We start from the raw sequence: 18701 nt of genomic DNA, 5'->3' as shown, positions 1-18701 counted from the left end.
CGTCAGTCCAGCGTCCGGCGGAACCTGAGCAGCGCCAGCCCCGCGAACACCACCACGAACACGCCGAGTATGCCCACCTCCTGGGCGATCGCCGGGAATTCGGCGCCCTTCAGCATCACCGCGCGGATGATGCGCAGGAAATGCGTCAGCGGCAGGATCTCGCCCAGCGCCTGGGCCCAGCCGGGCATGCCGCGGTAAGGGAACATGAAGCCCGACAACAGGATCGACGGCAGGAAGAAGAAGAAGGTCAGCTGCATCGCCTGCATCTGCGTGCGCGCCATGGTCGAGATGGTGTAGCCGAGCAGCACCAGTGCCATCACGAACACCAGGATCGCCGAAAGCAGCAGTGGCAGCGAGCCGATGAACGGGATGGCGAACAGGAGCTTCGACGCCACCAGCACCACCGTCACCTGCACCGCGCCGACCACCAGATAGGGCAGCACCTTGCCGAGCATGATCTCGGCCGGGCTCGCCGGCATCGCCAGCAGGTTCTCCATCGTGCCGCGCTCGGTCTCGCGGGTCAGCGCCATCGAGGTCATCATCACCATCGTCATCTGCAGGATGACGCCGAGCAGCCCGGGCACGATGTTGTATTGCGAGATGCCCTCGGGATTGTAGCGCCGGTGGACGACCACCTGGAGCTGGCCCTTGGCGCTCTCGGCGGCGGCCGCCTCCATGCCCTGCGCCCTGAGCAGCGCCTGGTTGGCCACCGTGCCGAGGGTAGACACGGCGCCGCTGGACGCCGACGGATCGGTCGCGTCGGCCTCGATCAGGATCTGCGGGGCGTTGCCGCCGGCCACGCGGCGGCCGAAGTCGGCCGGGATGGTGACGACGAACGCCACCGCGCCGCTCGCCATCAGCTCCTCCGCCTCGGCCGCCGTCGCGGCGACATGGTCGAAGCGGTAGTAGTTGGTGTTCTGCAGTGCGGCCACGATGGCGCGCGTATAGGGGTCGTTGCTGGTCGCCACCAGCGCCGCCGGCAGGCTCTTGGGGTCGCTGTTGATGGCGAAGCCGAACAGCACCAGCTGCATCAGCGGCACGCCCAGCATCATGGCGAAGGTGATGCGGTCGCGCCGCATCTGGATGAACTCCTTCATCAGCAGCGCCCCCAGCCGCGCGAAGGAGAACAGCCCGTTGGCGATCGTCTTCATGTCATGTTGTCCCTGGAGCCGGCCATGAACTGGATGAACACGTCTTCCAGGCTGGTTTCGCCCGGCTCGACCGTCACGCCCTTGCGCTGGCCGATGTCGGCGAGTGCCGCCTCCAGCCGCTCGCGGTCGGAGCCCACCACATGCAGCGTCGTGCCGAACGGCGCCACCTGGTCGACGCCGGGGCGGCCTTCGAGTGCCGCCGCCACCTGGTCGAGCCGCGGCCCCGACACGATGAAGGTCGTGAGCCCCGCATTGCGCACCACCTCGTCCACCGTGCCTGTGGCGAGCAGCTTGCCGTAGGAGATGTAGCTGATGCGGTGGCAGCGCTCGGCCTCGTCCATGTAGTGGGTCGAAACCAGCACCGTCAGCCCGTCATGCGCCAGCCTGTGGATCTCGTCCCAGAATTCGCGCCGCGCCTTGGGGTCGACCCCGGCGGTCGGCTCGTCGAGCAAGAGCAGCTTCGGCTTGTGCATGATGCAGGCGGCGAGCGCCAGCCGCTGCTTCCAGCCGCCCGACAGCGTGCCCGCCAGCTGGTTGCGGCGGCTCGTCAGGCCGAGGTCCTCGAGCGTATTGGCGACATAGTCCTCGACCGGCCGCAGCTTGTAGAGCCGGGCGACGAATTCGAGGTTCTCGCCGATCGTCAGGTCCTCGTAGAACGAGAACCGCTGCGTCATGTAGCCGACCTCGCTCTTGATCTTCAGCCCCTCGCGGCGCAGGTCGTAGCCGAGCACCTGGCCCTGGCCCTCGTCGGGGGTGAGCAGCCCGCACATGATGCGGATGGTCGTGGTCTTGCCCGAGCCGTTGGGGCCGAGGAAGCCGACGATCTCGCCCTCGGCGACCTGCATCGTCACGTGGTCGACGACGGTCTTGTCGCCGAAGCGCTTGACCAGGTTCCTGACGTCGATGGCGTTCATTGTTGTCTCCGGAAGGGAGTAGGGCAGTAGGGGAGTAAGGGAATGGGGCAGTATGTATGTCGCCCGGCCTATTCCCCTATTCCCCTATTCCCCTACCTCCACCGCCACATCCACGATCTGACCCGGCTGCAGCCCGGCGGCACCGGCCTCCGGCCTGGCCTCGACGAGGTAGACGAGCTTCTGCCGGTTCTCGAGCGAGTAGATCACCGGTGGGGTGAATTCGGGATCGGGCGAGACGTAGCTCACCTTGGCCTTGAGCCCTTCTGGACAGCCGTCGCAGCGCACCGCAAGCCGGGTGCCGATCTCGACCGAAGAGAACGCGCTCTCCGGGATGAACAGGGTCAGCTTCGCCGCCCCGTCGGGCAGCACCGAGACGACCGGGGCCGACGGGCCCGCCGTGTCGCCGGCGTTGCGGATCACGTCGCTGACGCGGCCGGCCGCCGGTGCGGCCAGCACGCGCTTCGACAGGCGCCAGCGCGCCTGTCCGAGCGCCGCGCGTGCCTGCTCCACCTGCTTCTCCGCCGCCTTGATCGCCTCGATGCGGGCCGGCAGGCCGGCCACTTCGAGGTTGGCCTGGGCAAGCCCGATCGCCGCTTCCGCCACCGCGGCCTGGGTCTTGGCTTCGTCCAGCTGCGCCTGGGTGGCGATGCCGCGCTTGAACAGGTCCTCGGTGCGCGCCAGCACGCGCCCCGCCTCCTCGGCCTGTGCCTTGGCCGAACGGACGCCGGCTTCGAGCGCGGCGATCTCCTCCGGCCGCTTGCCCACCTTGAGGTCGGCCAGTTCCGCCTCCGCCTGGGCGAGCGCCGCTTCCGCCTGGGTCACGGCGATCTTGGCGTCGCCGCTCTCCAGCGTGACGATCGGCTTGCCGGCTTCCACCCGGTCGCCGCGGCGCACCGCGATGCTTTCCACCTGCGCCACCTCGATCGGGGCGAGCAGCACGTAGTCGCCCTCGACATAGCCGACCGCGAGTGGCGCGGGGCCGGCGCAGGCCGAGAACAGCGACGCCGCGAAGGGTATCGAACAGAGGATGCTCATGGCTTTCCTGCCTTCCGTGCGGCGATGATGGCCGCGACGTTTTCCTTGGCTATGGCGACGACCTTGGCGGCCTCGGCCGCGCCGATTTCCGGCCAGCCCATCCGCCGCACGACGGCCGGGCGGGCGATGCGGAAATAGACGACCTGGCCGATCATCATGAACACCGTGATGCGCGTGCGCTCGCTCTCGGCCTCGTCGCCGGTGGCCGAGGCCCACAGCTGGCAGAGGCGCCGGTGCAGCGGCTCGAACACGCCGGCATAGATGCGGTCCAGCGCGTCCGTCGGCGTCGACAGTTCGCGCAGCATGAACTGCACGATCTCGCCGGCCTCCGGGCGGGCGACCATGAAGCCGACCATGCGCTCGACGGCCGCCTCGATCTGCAAAGTCGCCTCGGCCGCGGTCGCCGGCGGCGGCTGCGACAGCGTGCTGCTGCCGAAGGCCTGCATGGCGACGCCCTGGATGGTGTCGACGATGTAGTCCGCAGCCGCCAGCCGCAATCCTTCCTTGCCGCCGAAATGATAGGCGATGGAGCCGATATTGGCATTGGCCGCTGCCGCGATCTCGCGCGTCGAGGTGCCCGCGAACCCCTGGCGGCCGAACAGCCTCAGCGCCGCCAGCACCAGCGACGTGCGGGTTGCCTCGGCCGCCGAGGCCGGTTGCGGCATGCTGCTCTGAGTCTTGCTCATGTCTAAAATTTAATCAATCGATTGATTAAAGTCAAGTCCTTGTTGCAAGCGCCGGCCGGGCACGCTTTACTGCCGCCATGGCCAAGGAAATCGAACGCAAGTTCCTGGTGCGCGGACAGGAGTGGCGGAGCCTTGTCGAAGACAGGATCCGCATCCGGCAGTTCTACCTCGCCTCGTCGCCCGGCCGCTCGATCCGGTTGCGCATATCGGACGACAGGGTGGCCACGCTGACGCTCAAGTTCGGCTCCAGGGGGCGCGAGCGCGACGAGTTCGAATATGAAGTGCCGCTCGACGACGCCAGGGAGATGCAGGACCAGGCCGTCGGACGTGTCATCGAGAAGACACGTCATCATGTTAGCCATCGCGGGTATCTGTATGAGGTGGACGTTTTCGGCGGCGACCTGAGCGGGCTGGTCATCGCCGAATTGGAAACGCCCGACGACGTGCCGTCCGCCGATCTGCCGTCCTGGCTCGGCCGGGAGGTGACCGGCGACCCTCGCTATTACAACGCGTCGCTTGCCCTGGGCGACGCCCCGGAGGCGGTTGCATGAGCTTTCGCATCGATCCGCGCGCGCCCCTGACCGAGGAGGTTCGCCGCATCGCGCGCGAGGAAATCGACAGGGCCGTGGCATATCTCGATGCCGCGCGCGACAATCCGGAAAAGGCGCTCCATGCCGCCCGCCGCCGCATCAAGGCGCTGCGGGCGCTGCTGTGTCTCGTCCGGCCGGGCGACGAAGCCTTCTGCCGGGCCGAGAACGACCGTTTCCGCGATGTGGCGAGGTCGATCGCCGGCCCGCGCCAGGCGACGGCCCTGATCGAGACCGTCGACCGCCTGATTGCGGATTACCCCGACCACGCGGATTCCGCCGGCCTGGCGGGGATACGCGCCATGCTGGTCCGCTATCGCGCATCCGTCGTCTATGGCGAGATCGGGCTCGCGGCGACGCTCGACGCGGCCATCGCCGAGTGCCGTGCCGGTGCCGCCGCCTTCGAGGCGCTGCATCTGCCCGACCACCCCGAGGATGCGGCCGACGTGCTGGCCGAGGGGGCGCTTGCCACCTTGCGGCGGGCGCGCAAGGCGTTGAAGCAGTCCCGCGAGAGCGGCCAGGCCGAGGATTTCCACGAACTGCGCAAGGCGGTGAAGACGCATGCGGCGCATCTTTCGCTGCTGCGCAGGCTCTGGCCGTCGCCGGTCAAGCCGCGCCGCGAGCGGGTCGACCTGCTCGGCGAGAGCCTCGGCGAACTGCACGACGTCTTTGTCATGCGCGCCCTCATCGATGCGCGCGAGGCGCCCTTCGACGGTCTCGAGCCCAAGCTCCTGGTCAAGCTGCTCAAGCGTTCGGAAAAGGCGCTGCGCAAGCTTTGCCTCGCCGCCGCCGAGGAGTTGTTCGAGGACAAGCCCAGGCGCACCGTGCGCCGGCTTGCCAGGAAATGCCGCGCCGACCTCGCCGAGGCCGTCGTGATGCCGGAACCCGAGGGCACGCCCGGCGAGTAGCATCGGGCTGGCGCGCGTCGCCTGCGTCATGTTACTTCCCTTGGGTCATGACGCAGACGACAGATACCTTGCTCGACCGCACCGGCCGCTGGCTCGCTTCACGACTGCAGGCGGAATCCTCCGGCTACGAGCCCTATACGCCGTCCGATCCCGAAACGCTGCGCCGCACGCTGGAGCCGGGCGATGTCCTGCTCGTCGAGGGCAATCAGCGCATCTCGGCGGTCATCAAGTATCTCACTCAGTCGACCTGGTCGCATTCGGCGCTCTATGTCGGCGACGCGCTTCCCGAGCCCGCCGACGGGTCCGAGCGGCCGCGCCTGATCGAGGTCAACCTCGGCGAGGGCTGCGTTGCGGTGCCGCTGTCCAAGTACCGCACCTACAACACGCGCATCTGCCGCGCCAACGGCCTGACGCCGGAGGACCGCGAGCAGGTGGTGAAATTCATGGTCGAGCGGCTCGGCCTGAGATACGACCTCAAGAACATCGTCGACATGCTGCGCTATTTCTTCCCGACACCGCCGGTGCCGGTGCGCTGGCGCCGGCGCATGATCGCCTTCGGCTCGGGCGATCCGACCCGCGCCATCTGCTCCACCATGATCGCCGAGGCCTACGGCCGGATCCGTTATCCCATCCTGCCGGAGATCACCCGCGCGCCCGGCCGCGCCTCGGCGCAATCCAACTACATGCGGCGCGAGATCATGCAGATCCGCCACCATTCGCTCTACACGCCGCGCGACTTCGACCTGTCGCCCTATTTCCGCATCGTCAAGCCGACGCTGGAATACGGCTTCGACTACCGGCAGATCACCTGGGGCGAGCAGCGCGAGATCGATCTCACTGAGCTGCCGAAGTCGACGCTGCCCGTTCCGCCGCAAGCAGGTCGCGCGCGTCCTTGACGGTCGCCGCGTAGCTGACAAAGGGCCGCTTGACCCCGTGGTTGATCAGCATGCGCCGCGTCTGCGGCGAGGCTCCGGCGATGAAGAAGCGCACGCCCGCCTTCCTCGCCTTGCGCGCCGCCCCCTCCAGCACGTTGGCGGCGGTCGAATCGAGGAACGGCACCTGCGAGCAGTCGAGGATGAAGTTCCTGCGCTGGTCGGCGATGCGGTCGAGCACGGCGCCCACCGTCGAGGCCGCGCCGAAGAAGAAGGCGCCGGAGATGCGGTAGATCACCGTGTCGGCGTCGCCGGCATCGCTCGCCTCGTAGGCATGGCGGCTGCCGTTGGTGGCGTCCGCCATGTCCTCCTGCACCAGCGGCTGGTCGGTCTCGACGGCGATGCTCTTGGCCATCCGGTCGATGAACAGCACCGAGCCCAGCGCGAAGCCGACCACGATGCCTTCGGTGAGGTCGCGGAACACGACGAGCGCGAAGGTCACGAGCAAGACCAGCGCGTCGCCGCGCGAGGTGCGGACCAGCGTCGCGAAGGCCTGCTTCTCGACCATGTTCCAGGCCACCACCGCGAGGATGCCGGCCAGCGCCGACAGCGGGATGTAGGAGGCGAGCGGCGCGGCCACCAGCATGAAGGCGAGCAGGAAGGCCGAATGCAGCATGCCCGAGACCGGCCCGTGCGCGCCGGCCCGGACGTTGGTCGCGGTGCGCGCGATGGTGCCGGTGGCGCAGATGCCGCCGAACAGCGCGGAACCGATATTGGCGAAGCCCTGCGCCACCAGCTCGCAGTTCGAGCGGTGCCGCCGCCCGGTCATGCCGTCGGCGACGACGGCCGACAGCAGCGATTCGATGGCGCCGAGCAGCGCGAACGACACCGCGTCCGGCAGCACGGCTATCGCCTTTTCGACGCTCAAATCGGGCAGGGCCGGCCAGGGCAGGCTGCGCGGGATGCCGCCGAAGCGCGTGCCGATGGTCTCGACCTGCAGCCCGAGCGCTGCCGCGGCGAGCGATGCGACGCCGACCGCGATCAGCATGCCCGGCCAGCCCGGCCTCAGCCGCTTGAGCACCAGGATCGTGCCGATCGTCAGTCCAGCCACCGCGATCGCCGCCGGGTTCGCCGTGCCCGCGGCGTCCGCCAGCGCCATCAGCTTCGGCACCAGCGGTCCGGGTTCCTTGCCCGTGAGCGTCAGGCCGAACATCTCGCTCAGCTGGCTGGCGAAGATGATGACGGCGATGCCGGCGGTGAAGCCCACGGTCACCGGATAGGGGATGAACTTGATGTAGGTGCCGAGCCTGAGATAGCCGATGGCGACGAGGAAGATGCCCGCCATCATCGTCGCCAGGATCAGCCCCTCGACGCCCTCGCGCGCCACCGTCGCCGCCACCAGCACGATGAACGCGCCCGCCGGCCCGCCGATCTGGAAGCGGCTGCCGCCCAGTGCCGAGATGATGAAGCCGCCGACGATGGCCGTGAACAGGCCCCTGTCGGGCGACACGCCCGAGGCGATCGCGATTGCCATGGAAAGCGGCAGCGCCACGATCGCCACCGTCAACCCCGCGATGGCGTCGGCCTTCAGCTGCGCCGTGCCATAACCCTCGCGCAAGACCGTCACCAGCTTGGGCGTGAACAGTTCGGCGAATGTCGGTCGGTCGTGTCTATGTCTGTTGCCTGCTGCGTCCATGCCTGCATCGTCCTGCAATGCGGCGGGATCGTCGGCATGTCTGTCGGCGGTCGCCGTCGCGACTCTCTGCGGATGGTTGACGGGCTCAGCCGGCCTTCTTCTTCAGGCGCACGCCGCGGCCGCCGGCCTCGGTCTCGCCGATGAGTTCCACACCGGCGGCGTCGAGCGCTTCGATGACCTTGGTCAGCGTGTCGACCACGCCGCGCACCACGCCCTCGCTCGCTTCCATGCGCTGGATCGTCGGAACCGAGACCCCGGCCTTTTCGGCAAGCGTCTTCTGGTCGATGCCTGCCAGCGCTCGAGCGGCGCGCATCTGTGCGGCGGTGATCAATGTCGGAGTTCCCGTCTCTGTCCGCAGAATGAATGTATCATACATTCATGGTGATGTTTCAAGCATTAATATCGATGTTCAGCGCATGTCGTCTTCAGTTTCCTCGCCGGGCCGCAGCAGGTAGCGGCTGACCACCCAGCACAGCGTCGCCCAGGCGAAGCCGGCGCTCCATCCGGCCAACACGTCCGAGGGCCAGTGCACGCCGAGATAGATGCGGCTGATGCCGACCAGCAGCGCGGTCAGGATCGCGACGAAGAAGACGAAGACGGTGGTGGCGCGGCCGGGCACCACGCGGGCCAGCACCACGCCCAGCGTCAGGTAGGTCACCGCCGCGAGCATGGCGTGCCCGCTGGGGAAGCTCATGGTCTGCACCTGCGCCAGGTGCGAGACCAGGTCCGGCCGCGGCCGGTCGATGCCGAGCTTGAGCAGGCTCGAAAGCACCTGTGCGCCGGCGACCGAGGCGAACACGAACAGCGCCGGTCCCCAGCGCCGGATCAGGCACAGGTAGATGATGGCGATCGCGGTGATGTAGATCAGCACCGCAGCGCTGCCGAGCGCGGTGATGTCGCGCATCGCCTCTTCGAACCAGGCGGGTCCGATCGGGTTGTTGGGTTCGCCCGCCACGCGGAAGGCGAGCAGGATGTCGGTGTCGAAGGAGCGCGGTGCCGCGTCGCGCGCGACCTCCGCCAGTTCGACGAAGGCCCACAGCCCGCCGGCGATGACGATGCCCGCCGCCAGCAGCGACAATTGGACCTTGTTCCACAGTTTCTGATGCATCGTCCTGCCGTTCCGTTCCAGCTTCGGGATGGCCGCTTCCGGGCCCGTGCGCAACAAGTGGGGAGAGGTTTCCCAAAGAAAAGGCGCGCAATCAAAAGGTCGCAGCGTCTTTCGTCGGCAAGGGCCGATCCTCGACGCTGTATAGCGGCGCCCGATTTTCGGCGAAACTGTCATGCTACTGTTATGTCGTCCGATTAGCGGTCTCGGCGAACCCCAAGCGAAGCATCAGCCAGAGGTCGAAAACATGAACCAGCACGCTCCCAACGATCAGAAATTCCGCACCAGCCTGCTCGAGGAGAATGACGGTCCCGGCCACAACCCGACCGACAACCGCACCATGGGCGACATCATCGCCACGCGCTTCTCGCGCCGCAATTTCCTCAAGGGATCGCTCGCCGTCTCGGCGATTGCCGCCACCGTCAGCCCCATCGCCATCATCCTCGCCGACGACGCTCGCGCCGCCGCCGCCTCGGCCTTCAGTTTCGACGAGGTCGAGGCCGGCATCGACGACAAGCACCATGTCGCCGCCGGCTACGACGCCGACGTTCTGCTGCGCTGGGGCGACCCGATCTTTGCCGACGCGCCCGCGTTCGACCCGCTGAACCAGTCGGCCGAGGCGCAGGCCAGGCAGTTCGGCTACAACAACGACTATGTCGGCTACGTGCCGCTCGAAGGCTCGGCCGAGCACGGCCTGCTCGTCGTCAATCACGAATACACCAACGACCACCTGATGTTCCCCGGCATCGTCAAGATCGCCGAGGGCAAGATCGAGGTCGCGCCCGCCGACCAGAAGCGCGTCGATATCGAGATGGCAGCCCATGGCGGCTCGATCGTCGAGATCCGCAAGGAGGGCGGCAAGTGGCAGGTCGTGCGCGACGGCAAGCTCAACCGCCGCATCACCTCCACCACCGAGATGCAGCTCACCGGTCCGGCCGCCGGCCACGACCGCCTCAAGACCAATGCCGACGCCACCGGCACCAAGGTGCTCGGCACCCTCAACAATTGCGCCGGCGGCGTCACGCCCTGGGGCACCTACATCATGGCCGAGGAGAACTTCCACGGCTATTTCGGCGGCGAGCTGCCGGCCGACCATCCGGAGGCCGCCAACTACAAGCGCCTCGGCGTGCCGGAAGGCACCTATGAGTGGCTCAAGTTCTACGATCGCTTCGATGTTTCCAAGGAGCCGAACGAGCCCAACCGCTTCGGCTGGATCGTCGAGGTCGACGTCCGGGACCCGAACTCGCTGCCGAAGAAGCGCACCGCGCTCGGCCGCTTCAAGCACGAGGGCGCCGAATCCATCGTCGCCCCCGACGGCCGCGTCGTCTTCTACCTCGGCGACGACGAGCGCTTCGACTACGTCTACAAGTTCGTGACCAAGGGCAAGTTCAACCCGGATGATCGCGCCGCCAACCTCGACCTGCTCGATGAGGGCACGCTCTACGTCGCCAAGTTCGCCGAGGACGGCTCGTTCGAGTGGCTGCCGCTGGTCCAGGGCGAGGGTCCGCTCACGGCCGACAACGGCTTCGTCAGCCAGGCCGACGTGGTCATCGAGACGCGCCGCGCCGCCGACCTGCTCGGCGCCACCAAGATGGACCGGCCCGAGGACATCCAGCCCAATGCCGTCAACGGCAAGGTCTATGTCATGCTGACCAACAACTCGAAGCGCAAGGCCGACCAGGTCGACGCCGCCAACCCGCGCGCCGAGAACGCCTTCGGCCACATCATCGAACTGGTCGAGGACGGCGGCGACTTCGCGGCCACCAGGGGCAAGTGGGAAGTGCTTCTCAAGTGCGGCGATCCGTCGATCGCCGAGGTCGGCGCCTCGTTCTCGACCTCGACCACCCAGAACGGCTGGTTCGGCATGCCCGACAACTGCGCCGTCGATTCCGCCGGCCGTCTCTGGGTCGCGACCGACGGCAACAACCCCAAGGCCACCGGCCGTACCGACGGCCTCTGGGCCGTCGACACCGAGGGCGAGGCGCGTGCCACCTCGAAGCTGTTCTTCCGCGTGCCGGTCGGCGCCGAAATGTGCGGCCCGCTGTTCGCGCCGGACGATCAGACGGCCTTCGTCGCGGTACAGCATCCGGGCGACGGTGGCGAGGATTGGGAGGGCTTCGGCCGCCCGTCCTACTACGAGGACCTGTCGACCCGCTGGCCCGATTTCAAGCCCGACATGCCGGTGCGTCCGGCCGTGGTCGCCATCACCAGGCAGGGCGGCGGCAAGATCGGCGTCTGATTCAGGATAGACACAGGAAAACGCAGCCGGCGGGGTCGCCCCGCCGGTTTTTTTGTGAACAGCGCATACCCCGGCCGCGGCCGCGTGAAAGACAGGTACAAGAATCGCCATTGTGCCCCTATGATGCCGCGTCACGAGGAGGCAGGGTGCGCACGTTCGAACGACTTGGCCGGAGGTGGACCGGACTGTCGCTGGTCGTCCAGTTTTTGATCGCCGGCGGCGCCGTGCTGCTGGCGGCGATGTTCCTTGCCGGCTATTGGGTCACCTCCCGGATCGAGGACGGTGTCACCCGCAATGCGGCCACCACCACGGCGCTCTATGTCGATAGCGTCATCGCCCCGATCCTGCCCGACATGCGCCGCGGCGGGGCGCTGAGCGAGTCCGTCAAGCGGGCCCTCGACGAAACGCTCGACCAGGGTGGGCTGGGCGAACGCATCCTCCTGTTCCGGCTCTGGTCGCGCGACGGCACCATCCTCTATTCCAAGGACGCCAGCCAGATCGGCAAGAAGCTTCCGCTCACGCCTGATCTCGAGGCCGCCTGGAGCGGCCGCGTCGTCGCTCACTTCGACACGGTCGGCGCAGGCGACAAACGCCCGGGAAAAGTCGCGGGCATGCCGATCATGGAAATCTACAATCCGGTGCGCGAACCCTGGTCGGGACAGGTCGTGGCGGTGTCGGAATTTTGCGAGATCGCATATGAATTCCAGGCGACGCTGACAGAGGCGCGCCTGTCCAGCTGGCTCTTCGTCGCCGGCACGGCGCTGGCGATCTTCGGCCTGCTGTGGGGCATCGTCTATCGCGGCGGCAGGACCATCGACGATCAGCGCCAGGCGCTCCAGGAGCGCGTCGCCGAACTGCAGAAGCTGCTGGCCCAGAACTCGGCGCTGCGCATGCGTGTCCAGGGCGCTTCTCGCCGTGCCACTGCCCTCAACGAACGTTTCCTGCGCCGCATCGCCGCCGACCTGCACGACGGGCCGGCCCAACTCCTGGCGCTCGCCTCGCTGCGCATGGACAGCCGCGCGATTTCCAGTCCTCGGGCGCGGGCTGTCGAACGCGAGGCGGAAGTGGGTGCCATCAAGGCCAGTCTCGACGAGGCGATGCGCGAGATCCGCGATATCTGCAACGGCCTGGTGCTGCCGCAGATCGAAACTGCGAACCTGGCGGAAATACTGGGCCTTGCCGTTGCCACCCATGAGCAGCGCACCGGGACGGCCGTGGCGCTGTCGGGCGACGTCCCCGAGTTCGGCCTTGCCTCGTCGGAAAAGATCAGCATCTTCCGCTTTGTCCAGGAGGCCCTCAACAACGCCTTCCGCCATGCCGGCGGGCACGGGCAGGCCGTCAAGGTCGCCGCCGTCGACGGTCGCCTGGTCGTAGAGGTGATCGATGAGGGGGCGGGCTTCGACGTCGAAAACGTTCGTGCCGACAGGCTCGGCCTGGCGGGCCTGCGCGAGCGCGTGGAGAGCATCGGCGGCGACTTTTCGTTGGCGTCGTCGCCGGAGGGCACGCGTGTCGCCGTCACCCTCGCCGTCCGGGAGAAGGAACAGACATGACCACGCCCCTGCGTCTCGCCGTCGTAGACGATCATCCGCTGTTCAGGGAGGGGGTTGCGCGCAGCCTGGTCGAGCACGGTGGCTTCGAGATCGTCGCCGAGGGCGCCAGCGCGGAGGATGCGCTGCGCATCGTCGGCGAGGTGGGGCCGGAGATCCTGCTGCTCGACATCAGCCTGCCGGGAGGAGGGCTGAACGCCGCGCAGGAAATCCTCGTCCGGCGCCCGGGACAGAAGATCGTCATGCTGACCGTCTCCGAGGCGCGCGACGACGTCACCACTGCCCTCAACCACGGCGTCCGCGGCTATGTGCTGAAGGGTGTCGGCTCCCGGATGCTGGCCGAGATCCTGCGCAGCGTCGCCGCCGGCGAGATCTATGTCTCGCCCGTGGTCTCGGCGCGGCTGATCAGTGACCTACAGGCGATCCAGCTGGCAGAACCGAGGGCCGATCCGCTGCGCCAGCTCACCGATCGTGAGGCCGGTATCCTTGAGCTGGTCTCGGCGGGGCTCAGCAACAAGGAGGTGGCGGGCCGCCTGGCGCTGCAGGAAAAGACGGTCAAGCATCACATGACGCGGGTTCTGGCCAAGCTCAACGTCCGCAACCGCACCGAGGCGGCGATGCTGCTGCGCGACGCGCGGAGCCGTGCGGCCGAGGCTCAATAGCGACACCAAATAAAAAGGCTGGAAGGTTGCCCTTCCAGCCCTGTTGCCTGAGTTCCTCGCCGCGCTGCGGGGGGGTGGGGGTGGGTCAGCCCGCCATCGCCTTCAATCGGTCGATGTCGGCCTGCTTGGCGCGGCGTTTGATGATTGTCCGACCTGCGGCATCCTTCATCTGGTAGATGCCGTTGTCGATTTCTTCTTTTATTCCGTCTGGGTAGATGACCCTGATGTTGTTCCCGTCGATTTCGACGCGGGTGCCTTTCGAAGGATTCGTGCTCTTGTCGCCGCCGTTGCCGCGGCCGTTCTTGCCTTTGTCGGCCTTGTCGCTCTTGCCGCGGGGGCCGTCGTCCCGATCGTCGGCGCGGCGATTGCCATCGCTCTTGTCCTCGCCGTTGCTGCCGGCACCGGCCTCTCCGCCACTGGCCTTGCTGCTCGTGCCTGCTTCGCTGCCGGCGCCTGACTCGTTGCCGGCGTCTCCGCCTTTCGATTCATGGCCGCCGTCGCGCGAATCGCGACCGCCTCGTGAGTCCGGGCCGTCCTTCTTGCCGGCCAGCGCCACGGCCGCGCTCAGCTTCGGCAGCGCGCCCTCGAAGCCGAGCTGCAACGGCGCGAGCGTCAGCGCCAGCGCAGTCGAGGCGCGCAGTGCAAGCATTGCAAAAGGCCGAAGCGACGTCCCGCGCATTCCGAACTCTTCGCAGCGCGCTGATTCTGCCGCTGCCCCCAATCGACGCGAATTTGCTCATCCGATTCAATGCGCGGAAGAGTCCTGCGACCACTGCGTTTTGGTCATGGACCAAAGCGGGCGTCCAATTCGGACTTTGGTCTGATATTCCGGCAGATCGGTGGGGATTATTTCCCGGCGATTGCCGGTCCGAGCGTGATCAGCGCCACCGCCACCACCGCCAGCCCGACGCCTGCGCCTTGGATGCCGCTCAGCTTCTCGCCGAAATAGACGATTGCCACGAGGTTGACGGCGATCAGCTGGATCACCGCCGACAGGCTGAACGACACCGACATGCCGAAGTCGCGCACCAGCCGCAGCATGATCAGGTTGCCCAGCGAATAGAGCAGCAGCGTCACCACCAGCTTTCCGATGGTCGGCTCGATGCCCCAGGTCTTGGCCACCATGGCGGCGACCAGGAAGATCACGGTCGAGAAACCGAGCAGCGAAAGGCCGATGGCGGACATTTGAGGCAAGCTCCCACGAATATCCGGGGGATTTGCTCCGAATGCCAGGCGGGCGTCAAGCAGGCCGGCGACACGCTCCGACACTATCGCGTCATACTGCGCGAAAACCCTCCCGTCCGGAGACGGGAGGGCGCGCAACGTGCAGTCTTGGGAGCCCCTGACGCGATCAGGGGTAGGTACACTTGCCCTTCTGCGGTTCGCCGTTCGGGCCCGGCGTGCCGGTCTCCTCCCAGTCGCCGCCATGGCCGATGCAGTAGGCGATGAGCAGGTTGCACGACGACTTGTTGTTGCATTTCTCGACATGGCCCTCGGCCTGGCCGCCGCCGGGCGCCGCGAGGCCGAGCTGGTGCGGCGGCGGCGCCGGCACCCGCGCCTTGAGCTGGGCGGCGGAAGCGGCACCGGCGAAGGCCGACATGGAAAGCGCGAGCGTCGCGATCAGCGACGTGCGGACGAGCGTCGTGGTCATTTCGGTTCTCCTCTGGGACCTCTGGTCTTGCGGCTCGAAGGCCGCCACACAGGTCAGTGCCCCGGTCACCGGAGAAGGTTCATGGCCTCGGAAAAAAGAGATGCCGGCGCCGTCGGCCGCACGCAGGCAGCCGCCCCGCGGCCGCCGTCACTCCAGCGTGTCCTGTCGCGGCTTGATCATCAGCACCCAGTCCTCGCCGGGCGTGTCCCAGCCGTCCCGGACGATCGGCCGGCGCGCCGCCTCGCGATAGCCGCCGCGCTCGTAGAGCCCGCGCGCCGCCACGTTGGCGTCCGAGACGATCAGGCTGGTGCCGTTGCAGCCGGTCGCCTCGGCGATCTCGTCGGCCATGGCGAGCAGCCGCGTGCCGAAACCCTGCCGGCGCGCCTCGGGCACGGTGGCGAGCACGTTGACGTACCAGCTGCCCGTGGCCAGCGCCTCGAGCTCGTTCATCGGCGCGAAGATCGCCGGCGTGTCGGGGTCCGGCGGCCCCGGCACGATCGGATAGCCGATCAGGCAGGCGAGCACCCTGCCGCGCTCGAGCACGATGGCGTTGCGGTAGGAGAAGCTGCCCGTCTCGCGCCGCGCCCGCTGGCGCCCCACCTCCCACGGATCGCCGCCCTTGGCCATCTGCGTCCACAAATGCAGCGGCAGCCCGTCGCCGGCCATGTTGACCAGTTCTACCAGCACCGCCGCGTCCGCCTTGGTGGCGGGGCGGGCATGCGCGGCGAGCGCCTCCTCGCTCGGCTGGGCTCGCTCCGGCATGGCAGTCTCCTCCATTTCGACCGCATTGGAGCGCGCCGCCGCGCCTGCGTCAACCTGCCGCCACAGGCTTCCGGCAGCCCCGCGCCGGTCCCGATTTTAAACTTGATATTTTTACTCATATTATTTAGTGAGCATGCAGCGCGCCGTCCTTCGGCGCCACCCTTCCATGACCCGCCAGGAGATCCCCATGGCCCCCACCGACGACAGCGAGCGCCGCGGCGAAGACGCCGAGGCGCTCCTGCGCACCGCCGTCATGAACGGCTTTGCCGACGCCATGCGCAGCACCGGCCTGCCGCCGATGGCGGTGCTGAGACTGGCCGCCCGCGCCGTCGGTTCGGTCTACCGCGAGGCGGCGGATGCGCATTGCGGGCCCCATGCCTGCGGCTGCGGCTGGAGCCCGCGCGACGGCGCCGACGCCGACCTGCTCTGCGCCGCCCTGCTCGCCGCCTGTACCCGCCGTGCCCCGCGCGGCCTCGCCGCCATGCAGGTCGCCGGCCGCGCCTGAGCCCGCGGCCCCGGCAAAGCCTTATGCCCGCGCTTGTGAAGCCTTGCCGCCCCTGCTAAAGCGCGGCGATGACCACACCGCTCGACCATATCCGCAACTTCTCCATCGTCGCCCACATCGACCACGGCAAGTCGACGCTCGCCGACCGGCTGATCCAGCTCACCGGCGGCCTCGACACGCGCGAGATGAAGGACCAGGTGCTGGACTCGATGGACATCGAGCGCGAGCGCGGCATCACCATCAAGGCGCAGACCGTGCGCCTCAACTACCGCGCCAAGAACGGCGAGGACTACGTCCTCAACCTGATCGACACGCCCGGCCACGTCGACTTCGCCTACGAGGTCTCCCGCTCCCTTGCCGCCTGCGAGGGCTCGCTGCTCGTCGTCGACGCCTCGCAAGGCGTCGAGGCCCAGACGCTCGCCAACGTCTACCAGGCGATCGACAACAACCACGAGATCGTGGTCGTGCTCAACAAGATCGACCTGCCCGCCGCCGAGCCCGAGCGCATCAAGGAGCAGGTCGAGGAAGTCATCGGCATCGACGCCTCCCAGGCGGTGATGATCTCGGCCAAGACCGGCATCGGCATCGAGGACGTGCTGGAGGCGATCGTCCACCAGCTGCCCGCCCCGCGCGCCGGCGATGCGGCCAAGCCGCTCAAGGCCATGCTGGTCGACTCGTGGTACGACGCCTATCTCGGCGTCATCGTGCTCGTGCGCGTCATCGACGGCGTGCTGAAGAAGGGCCAGACCATCCGCATGATGGGCACCGGCGCCAAATACCCGGTCGAGCGCACCGGCGTGTTCACGCCCAAGATGCTCAATGTCGACGAGATCGGCCCCGGCGAGTTCGGCTTCATCACCGCCTCGATCAAGGAAGTGGCCGACACCCGCGTCGGCGACACCATCACCGAGGACCGCCGCCCCACCACCGACGCGCTTGCCGGCTTCAAGCCGGCCCAGCCGGTGGTCTTCTGCGGCCTGTTCCCGGTCGATGCCGCCGACTTCGAGGACCTGCGCGCGGCCATGGGCAAGCTGCGCTTGAACGACGCCAGCTTCTCCTACGAGATGGAAACCTCGGCCGCCCTCGGCTTCGGCTTCCGCTGCGGCTTCCTCGGCCTCTTGCACCTCGAGATCATCCAGGAGCGGCTCGAGCGCGAGTTCAACCTCGACCTCATCGCCACCGCCCCTTCCGTCGTCTACCGCATGAACCTCAACGACGGCACGGTCAAGGAACTGCACAACCCGGCCGACATGCCCGACGTGGTCAAGATCGCCTCGATCGAGGAGCCGTGGATCCGCGCCACCATCCTCACCCCCGACGACTATCTCGGCGGCATCCTCAAGCTCTGCCAGGACCGCCGCGGCATCCAGGCCGACCTCTCCTATGTCGGCAAGCGCGCCATGCTGGTCTACGACCTGCCGCTCAACGAGGTCGTCTTCGACTTCTACGACCGGCTGAAGTCGATCTCCAAGGGCTACGCCTCCTTCGACTACCACCTCACCGACTACCGTGAGGGCGACCTGGTCAAGATGTCGATCCTGGTCAACGACGAGCCGGTCGACGCGCTGTCCATGCTGGTCCACCGCACCGCGGCCGAAAAGCGCGGCCGCACCATGTGCGAGAAGCTCAAGGAGCTGATCCCGCAGCACATGTTCAAGATCCCGATCCAGGCGGCCATCGGCGGCCGCATCATCGCCCGCGAGACCATCTCCGCGCTGCGCAAGGACGTCACCGCCAAGTGCTACGGCGGCGACGTCACCCGCAAGCGCAAGCTGCTCGAGAAGCAGAAGGAGGGCAAGAAGCGCATGCGCCAGTTCGGCAAGGTCGACATCCCCCAGGAAGCCTTCATCCAGGCGCTCAAGATGGGCGACAACTGACGTTCTCTTTTTCCTTCTCCCCGTTCACGGGGAGAAGGTGGCCCGCAGGGCCGGATGAGGGGCGGCGCGAAACTCCCCAGCAAATCGCTCCAAAGCGTCAACGCCACAGGGCGAACGACGGGCCCCCCAAGACCCTCATGGTGAGGCTGTCGAACCATGACGTTTTGGGCAATCAGAATATGGCGCCTGGCGTCCTCGTGGTTCAACAGGTTCACCGTGAGGGCTACTGGAGCGCCTTCGCCTCTCGCGGCTTTACAACTTGGCGCCCCCCCCCTAGAGCCCAAGTGATTTGTAAGTGGCTTCGTTGTAGTGACGTGGCCCTGCTGCGCGGACCTCGTGCTTCATCGAGGCATAATCTGACGGCCAGTTATCAAGCGCGTGCTTGATGATCTTCATTTGGAATGGCACGCTAAGAGGCTGTTTGGAAAATCGGATTTGAGGGATTCCCGCCGGGCGTGAAACGTGATTCAGGGCGCGGATGTGGACCGAATCGAGCCGTTGCCG

Annotated in this window: 19 protein-coding genes and 1 pseudogene; 8 read left to right on the top strand and 12 right to left on the bottom strand. The window is 67.4% G+C overall.

Translation table 11 applies throughout. From position 1 onward, the window contains the following. Positions 1–2: 2 nt before the first annotated feature. From J2X50_RS18885 to J2X50_RS18870, 4 genes are all read right to left on the bottom strand, one after another. Positions 3–1151 carry an ABC transporter permease gene (locus tag J2X50_RS18885; protein WP_429097326.1) on the bottom strand — a complete coding sequence of 383 codons (1149 nt, stop codon included), beginning with the start codon at positions 1149–1151 and terminating at the stop codon, positions 3–5. Further along, complete coding sequence (locus J2X50_RS18880) at positions 1148–2065, bottom strand: ATP-binding cassette domain-containing protein (protein ID WP_429097324.1); 918 nt, start codon at positions 2063–2065, stop codon at positions 1148–1150. Before J2X50_RS18880 ends, J2X50_RS18885 begins: the two co-directional genes overlap by 4 nt. 84 nt (positions 2066–2149) lie before the next feature. Further along, positions 2150–3100 (bottom strand): HlyD family secretion protein, encoded by a 951-nt coding sequence (locus J2X50_RS18875; RefSeq protein ID WP_429097322.1) that lies wholly within the window; start codon positions 3098–3100, stop codon positions 2150–2152. Continuing rightward, the gene (locus J2X50_RS18870; protein ID WP_429097320.1) at positions 3097–3786 is read right to left on the bottom strand and encodes a CerR family C-terminal domain-containing protein; all 690 of its coding nucleotides are present in this window, start codon (positions 3784–3786) and stop codon (positions 3097–3099) included. The genes J2X50_RS18875 and J2X50_RS18870 overlap by 4 nt, the downstream gene beginning before the upstream one ends. Positions 3787–3863: 77 nt before the next feature. On the opposite strand from J2X50_RS18870, the gene J2X50_RS18865 reads away from it, so the two are divergent. Genes J2X50_RS18865 through J2X50_RS18855 form a run of 3 tightly spaced genes read left to right on the top strand, consistent with a single transcriptional unit; the run spans position 3864 to position 6177 of the window. After that, complete coding sequence (locus J2X50_RS18865; RefSeq protein WP_429097318.1) at positions 3864–4337, top strand: CYTH domain-containing protein; 474 nt, start codon at positions 3864–3866, stop codon at positions 4335–4337. Next, positions 4334–5281, top strand: a complete 948-nt coding sequence (locus J2X50_RS18860; protein ID WP_429097316.1) for a CHAD domain-containing protein — start codon at positions 4334–4336, stop codon at positions 5279–5281. The genes J2X50_RS18865 and J2X50_RS18860 overlap by 4 nt, the downstream gene beginning before the upstream one ends. A gap of 47 nt (positions 5282–5328) precedes the next feature. Next, positions 5329–6177, top strand: coding sequence for a YiiX/YebB-like N1pC/P60 family cysteine hydrolase (locus J2X50_RS18855; protein WP_340036063.1), 849 nt, complete (start codon positions 5329–5331; stop codon positions 6175–6177). On the opposite strand, the gene J2X50_RS18850 is transcribed toward J2X50_RS18855, so the two are convergent. The 3 genes from J2X50_RS18850 to J2X50_RS18840 all read right to left on the bottom strand — a co-directional run bounded on the left by J2X50_RS18850 (position 6116) and on the right by J2X50_RS18840 (position 8957). Then, positions 6116–7849, bottom strand: a complete 1734-nt coding sequence (locus tag J2X50_RS18850; protein WP_429097314.1) for a SulP family inorganic anion transporter — start codon at positions 7847–7849, stop codon at positions 6116–6118. The two genes, J2X50_RS18855 and J2X50_RS18850, sit on opposite strands and share 62 nt — an antisense overlap. An 85-nt stretch (positions 7850–7934) precedes the next feature. Then, a complete protein-coding gene (locus tag J2X50_RS18845; RefSeq protein WP_429097313.1) occupies positions 7935–8180 on the bottom strand; it encodes a helix-turn-helix domain-containing protein in 246 nt (81 codons plus the stop codon). A 78-nt stretch (positions 8181–8258) separates the two neighbouring features. Further along, the gene (locus J2X50_RS18840) at positions 8259–8957 is read right to left on the bottom strand and encodes a phosphatase PAP2 family protein (protein WP_429097311.1); all 699 of its coding nucleotides are present in this window, start codon (positions 8955–8957) and stop codon (positions 8259–8261) included. A gap of 244 nt (positions 8958–9201) precedes the next feature. Between J2X50_RS18840 and J2X50_RS18835 the strand changes: the two genes are divergently transcribed. The 3 genes from J2X50_RS18835 (at position 9202) to J2X50_RS18825 (ending at position 13402) form a co-directional block, all read left to right on the top strand. After that, the gene (locus J2X50_RS18835; protein ID WP_429097309.1) at positions 9202–11193 is read left to right on the top strand and encodes a PhoX family protein; all 1992 of its coding nucleotides are present in this window, start codon (positions 9202–9204) and stop codon (positions 11191–11193) included. A 146-nt stretch (positions 11194–11339) separates the two neighbouring features. Continuing rightward, positions 11340–12743, top strand: coding sequence for a sensor histidine kinase (locus J2X50_RS18830; RefSeq protein WP_429097307.1), 1404 nt, complete (start codon positions 11340–11342; stop codon positions 12741–12743). After that, a complete protein-coding gene (locus tag J2X50_RS18825; protein ID WP_429097305.1) occupies positions 12740–13402 on the top strand; it encodes a LuxR C-terminal-related transcriptional regulator in 663 nt (220 codons plus the stop codon). The genes J2X50_RS18830 and J2X50_RS18825 overlap by 4 nt, the downstream gene beginning before the upstream one ends. A gap of 85 nt (positions 13403–13487) precedes the next feature. Here the strand turns inward: J2X50_RS18825 and J2X50_RS18820 are convergent, their stop codons facing one another. From J2X50_RS18820 to J2X50_RS18805, 4 genes are all read right to left on the bottom strand, one after another. Continuing rightward, the gene (locus tag J2X50_RS18820) at positions 13488–14123 is read right to left on the bottom strand and encodes a hypothetical protein (RefSeq protein ID WP_429097303.1); all 636 of its coding nucleotides are present in this window, start codon (positions 14121–14123) and stop codon (positions 13488–13490) included. 125 nt (positions 14124–14248) lie between these two features. After that, on the bottom strand, positions 14249–14587 hold the full coding sequence (locus J2X50_RS18815) for a hypothetical protein (RefSeq protein WP_429097302.1): 339 nt from the start codon (positions 14585–14587) through the stop codon (positions 14249–14251). A 166-nt stretch (positions 14588–14753) separates the two neighbouring features. After that, positions 14754–15053 carry a hypothetical protein gene (locus J2X50_RS18810; RefSeq protein WP_429097300.1) on the bottom strand — a complete coding sequence of 100 codons (300 nt, stop codon included), beginning with the start codon at positions 15051–15053 and terminating at the stop codon, positions 14754–14756. Between the two features lie 147 nt (positions 15054–15200). After that, positions 15201–15815, bottom strand: a complete 615-nt coding sequence (locus J2X50_RS18805) for a GNAT family N-acetyltransferase (RefSeq protein WP_429097298.1) — start codon at positions 15813–15815, stop codon at positions 15201–15203. A 187-nt stretch (positions 15816–16002) separates the two neighbouring features. Here J2X50_RS18805 and J2X50_RS18800 point away from each other — a divergent pair, with 187 nt between their 5' ends. Together J2X50_RS18800 and lepA are read left to right on the top strand one after the other, a co-directional pair. Further along, the gene (locus J2X50_RS18800) at positions 16003–16320 is read left to right on the top strand and encodes a hypothetical protein (protein WP_429097297.1); all 318 of its coding nucleotides are present in this window, start codon (positions 16003–16005) and stop codon (positions 16318–16320) included. A gap of 68 nt (positions 16321–16388) precedes the next feature. Continuing rightward, positions 16389–18197: a translation elongation factor 4 gene (gene lepA / locus J2X50_RS18795; RefSeq protein ID WP_429097296.1), complete on the top strand. Its 1809-nt coding sequence runs from the start codon at positions 16389–16391 to the stop codon at positions 18195–18197. Between the two features lie 273 nt (positions 18198–18470). Here lepA and J2X50_RS18790 read toward each other — a convergent pair. Then, positions 18471–18701, bottom strand: a pseudogene (locus J2X50_RS18790) (hypothetical protein); the annotation flags it as partial.

The organism is Aminobacter sp. BE322, from assembly GCF_050433525.1.
Lineage (GTDB): Bacteria > Pseudomonadota > Alphaproteobacteria > Rhizobiales > Rhizobiaceae > Aminobacter.
This window is presented reverse-complemented; position numbering and strand designations above follow the sequence as displayed.

Excerpts from the sequence above, each read along its gene's own strand:
- J2X50_RS18800 (WP_429097297.1), top strand. The coding sequence starts at position 16,003 with ATGGCCCCCACCGACGACAGCGAGCGCCGCGGCGAAGACGCCGAGGCG.
- J2X50_RS18860 (WP_429097316.1), top strand. The coding sequence starts at position 4,334 with ATGAGCTTTCGCATCGATCCGCGCGCGCCCCTGACCGAGGAGGTTCGC.
- J2X50_RS18805 (WP_429097298.1), bottom strand. The coding sequence starts at position 15,815 with ATGCCGGAGCGAGCCCAGCCGAGCGAGGAGGCGCTCGCCGCGCATGCC.
- J2X50_RS18815 (WP_429097302.1), bottom strand. The coding sequence starts at position 14,587 with ATGTCCGCCATCGGCCTTTCGCTGCTCGGTTTCTCGACCGTGATCTTC.
- J2X50_RS18840 (WP_429097311.1), bottom strand. The coding sequence starts at position 8,957 with ATGCATCAGAAACTGTGGAACAAGGTCCAATTGTCGCTGCTGGCGGCG.
- J2X50_RS18865 (WP_429097318.1), top strand. The coding sequence starts at position 3,864 with ATGGCCAAGGAAATCGAACGCAAGTTCCTGGTGCGCGGACAGGAGTGG.
- J2X50_RS18885 (WP_429097326.1), bottom strand. The coding sequence starts at position 1,151 with ATGAAGACGATCGCCAACGGGCTGTTCTCCTTCGCGCGGCTGGGGGCG.
- J2X50_RS18855 (WP_340036063.1), top strand. The coding sequence starts at position 5,329 with ATGACGCAGACGACAGATACCTTGCTCGACCGCACCGGCCGCTGGCTC.
- J2X50_RS18875 (WP_429097322.1), bottom strand. The coding sequence starts at position 3,100 with ATGAGCATCCTCTGTTCGATACCCTTCGCGGCGTCGCTGTTCTCGGCC.
- J2X50_RS18825 (WP_429097305.1), top strand. The coding sequence starts at position 12,740 with ATGACCACGCCCCTGCGTCTCGCCGTCGTAGACGATCATCCGCTGTTC.
- J2X50_RS18850 (WP_429097314.1), bottom strand. The coding sequence starts at position 7,849 with ATGGACGCAGCAGGCAACAGACATAGACACGACCGACCGACATTCGCC.
- J2X50_RS18880 (WP_429097324.1), bottom strand. The coding sequence starts at position 2,065 with ATGAACGCCATCGACGTCAGGAACCTGGTCAAGCGCTTCGGCGACAAG.
- J2X50_RS18810 (WP_429097300.1), bottom strand. The coding sequence starts at position 15,053 with ATGACCACGACGCTCGTCCGCACGTCGCTGATCGCGACGCTCGCGCTT.
- J2X50_RS18870 (WP_429097320.1), bottom strand. The coding sequence starts at position 3,786 with ATGAGCAAGACTCAGAGCAGCATGCCGCAACCGGCCTCGGCGGCCGAG.
- J2X50_RS18835 (WP_429097309.1), top strand. The coding sequence starts at position 9,202 with ATGAACCAGCACGCTCCCAACGATCAGAAATTCCGCACCAGCCTGCTC.
- lepA (WP_429097296.1), top strand. The coding sequence starts at position 16,389 with ATGACCACACCGCTCGACCATATCCGCAACTTCTCCATCGTCGCCCAC.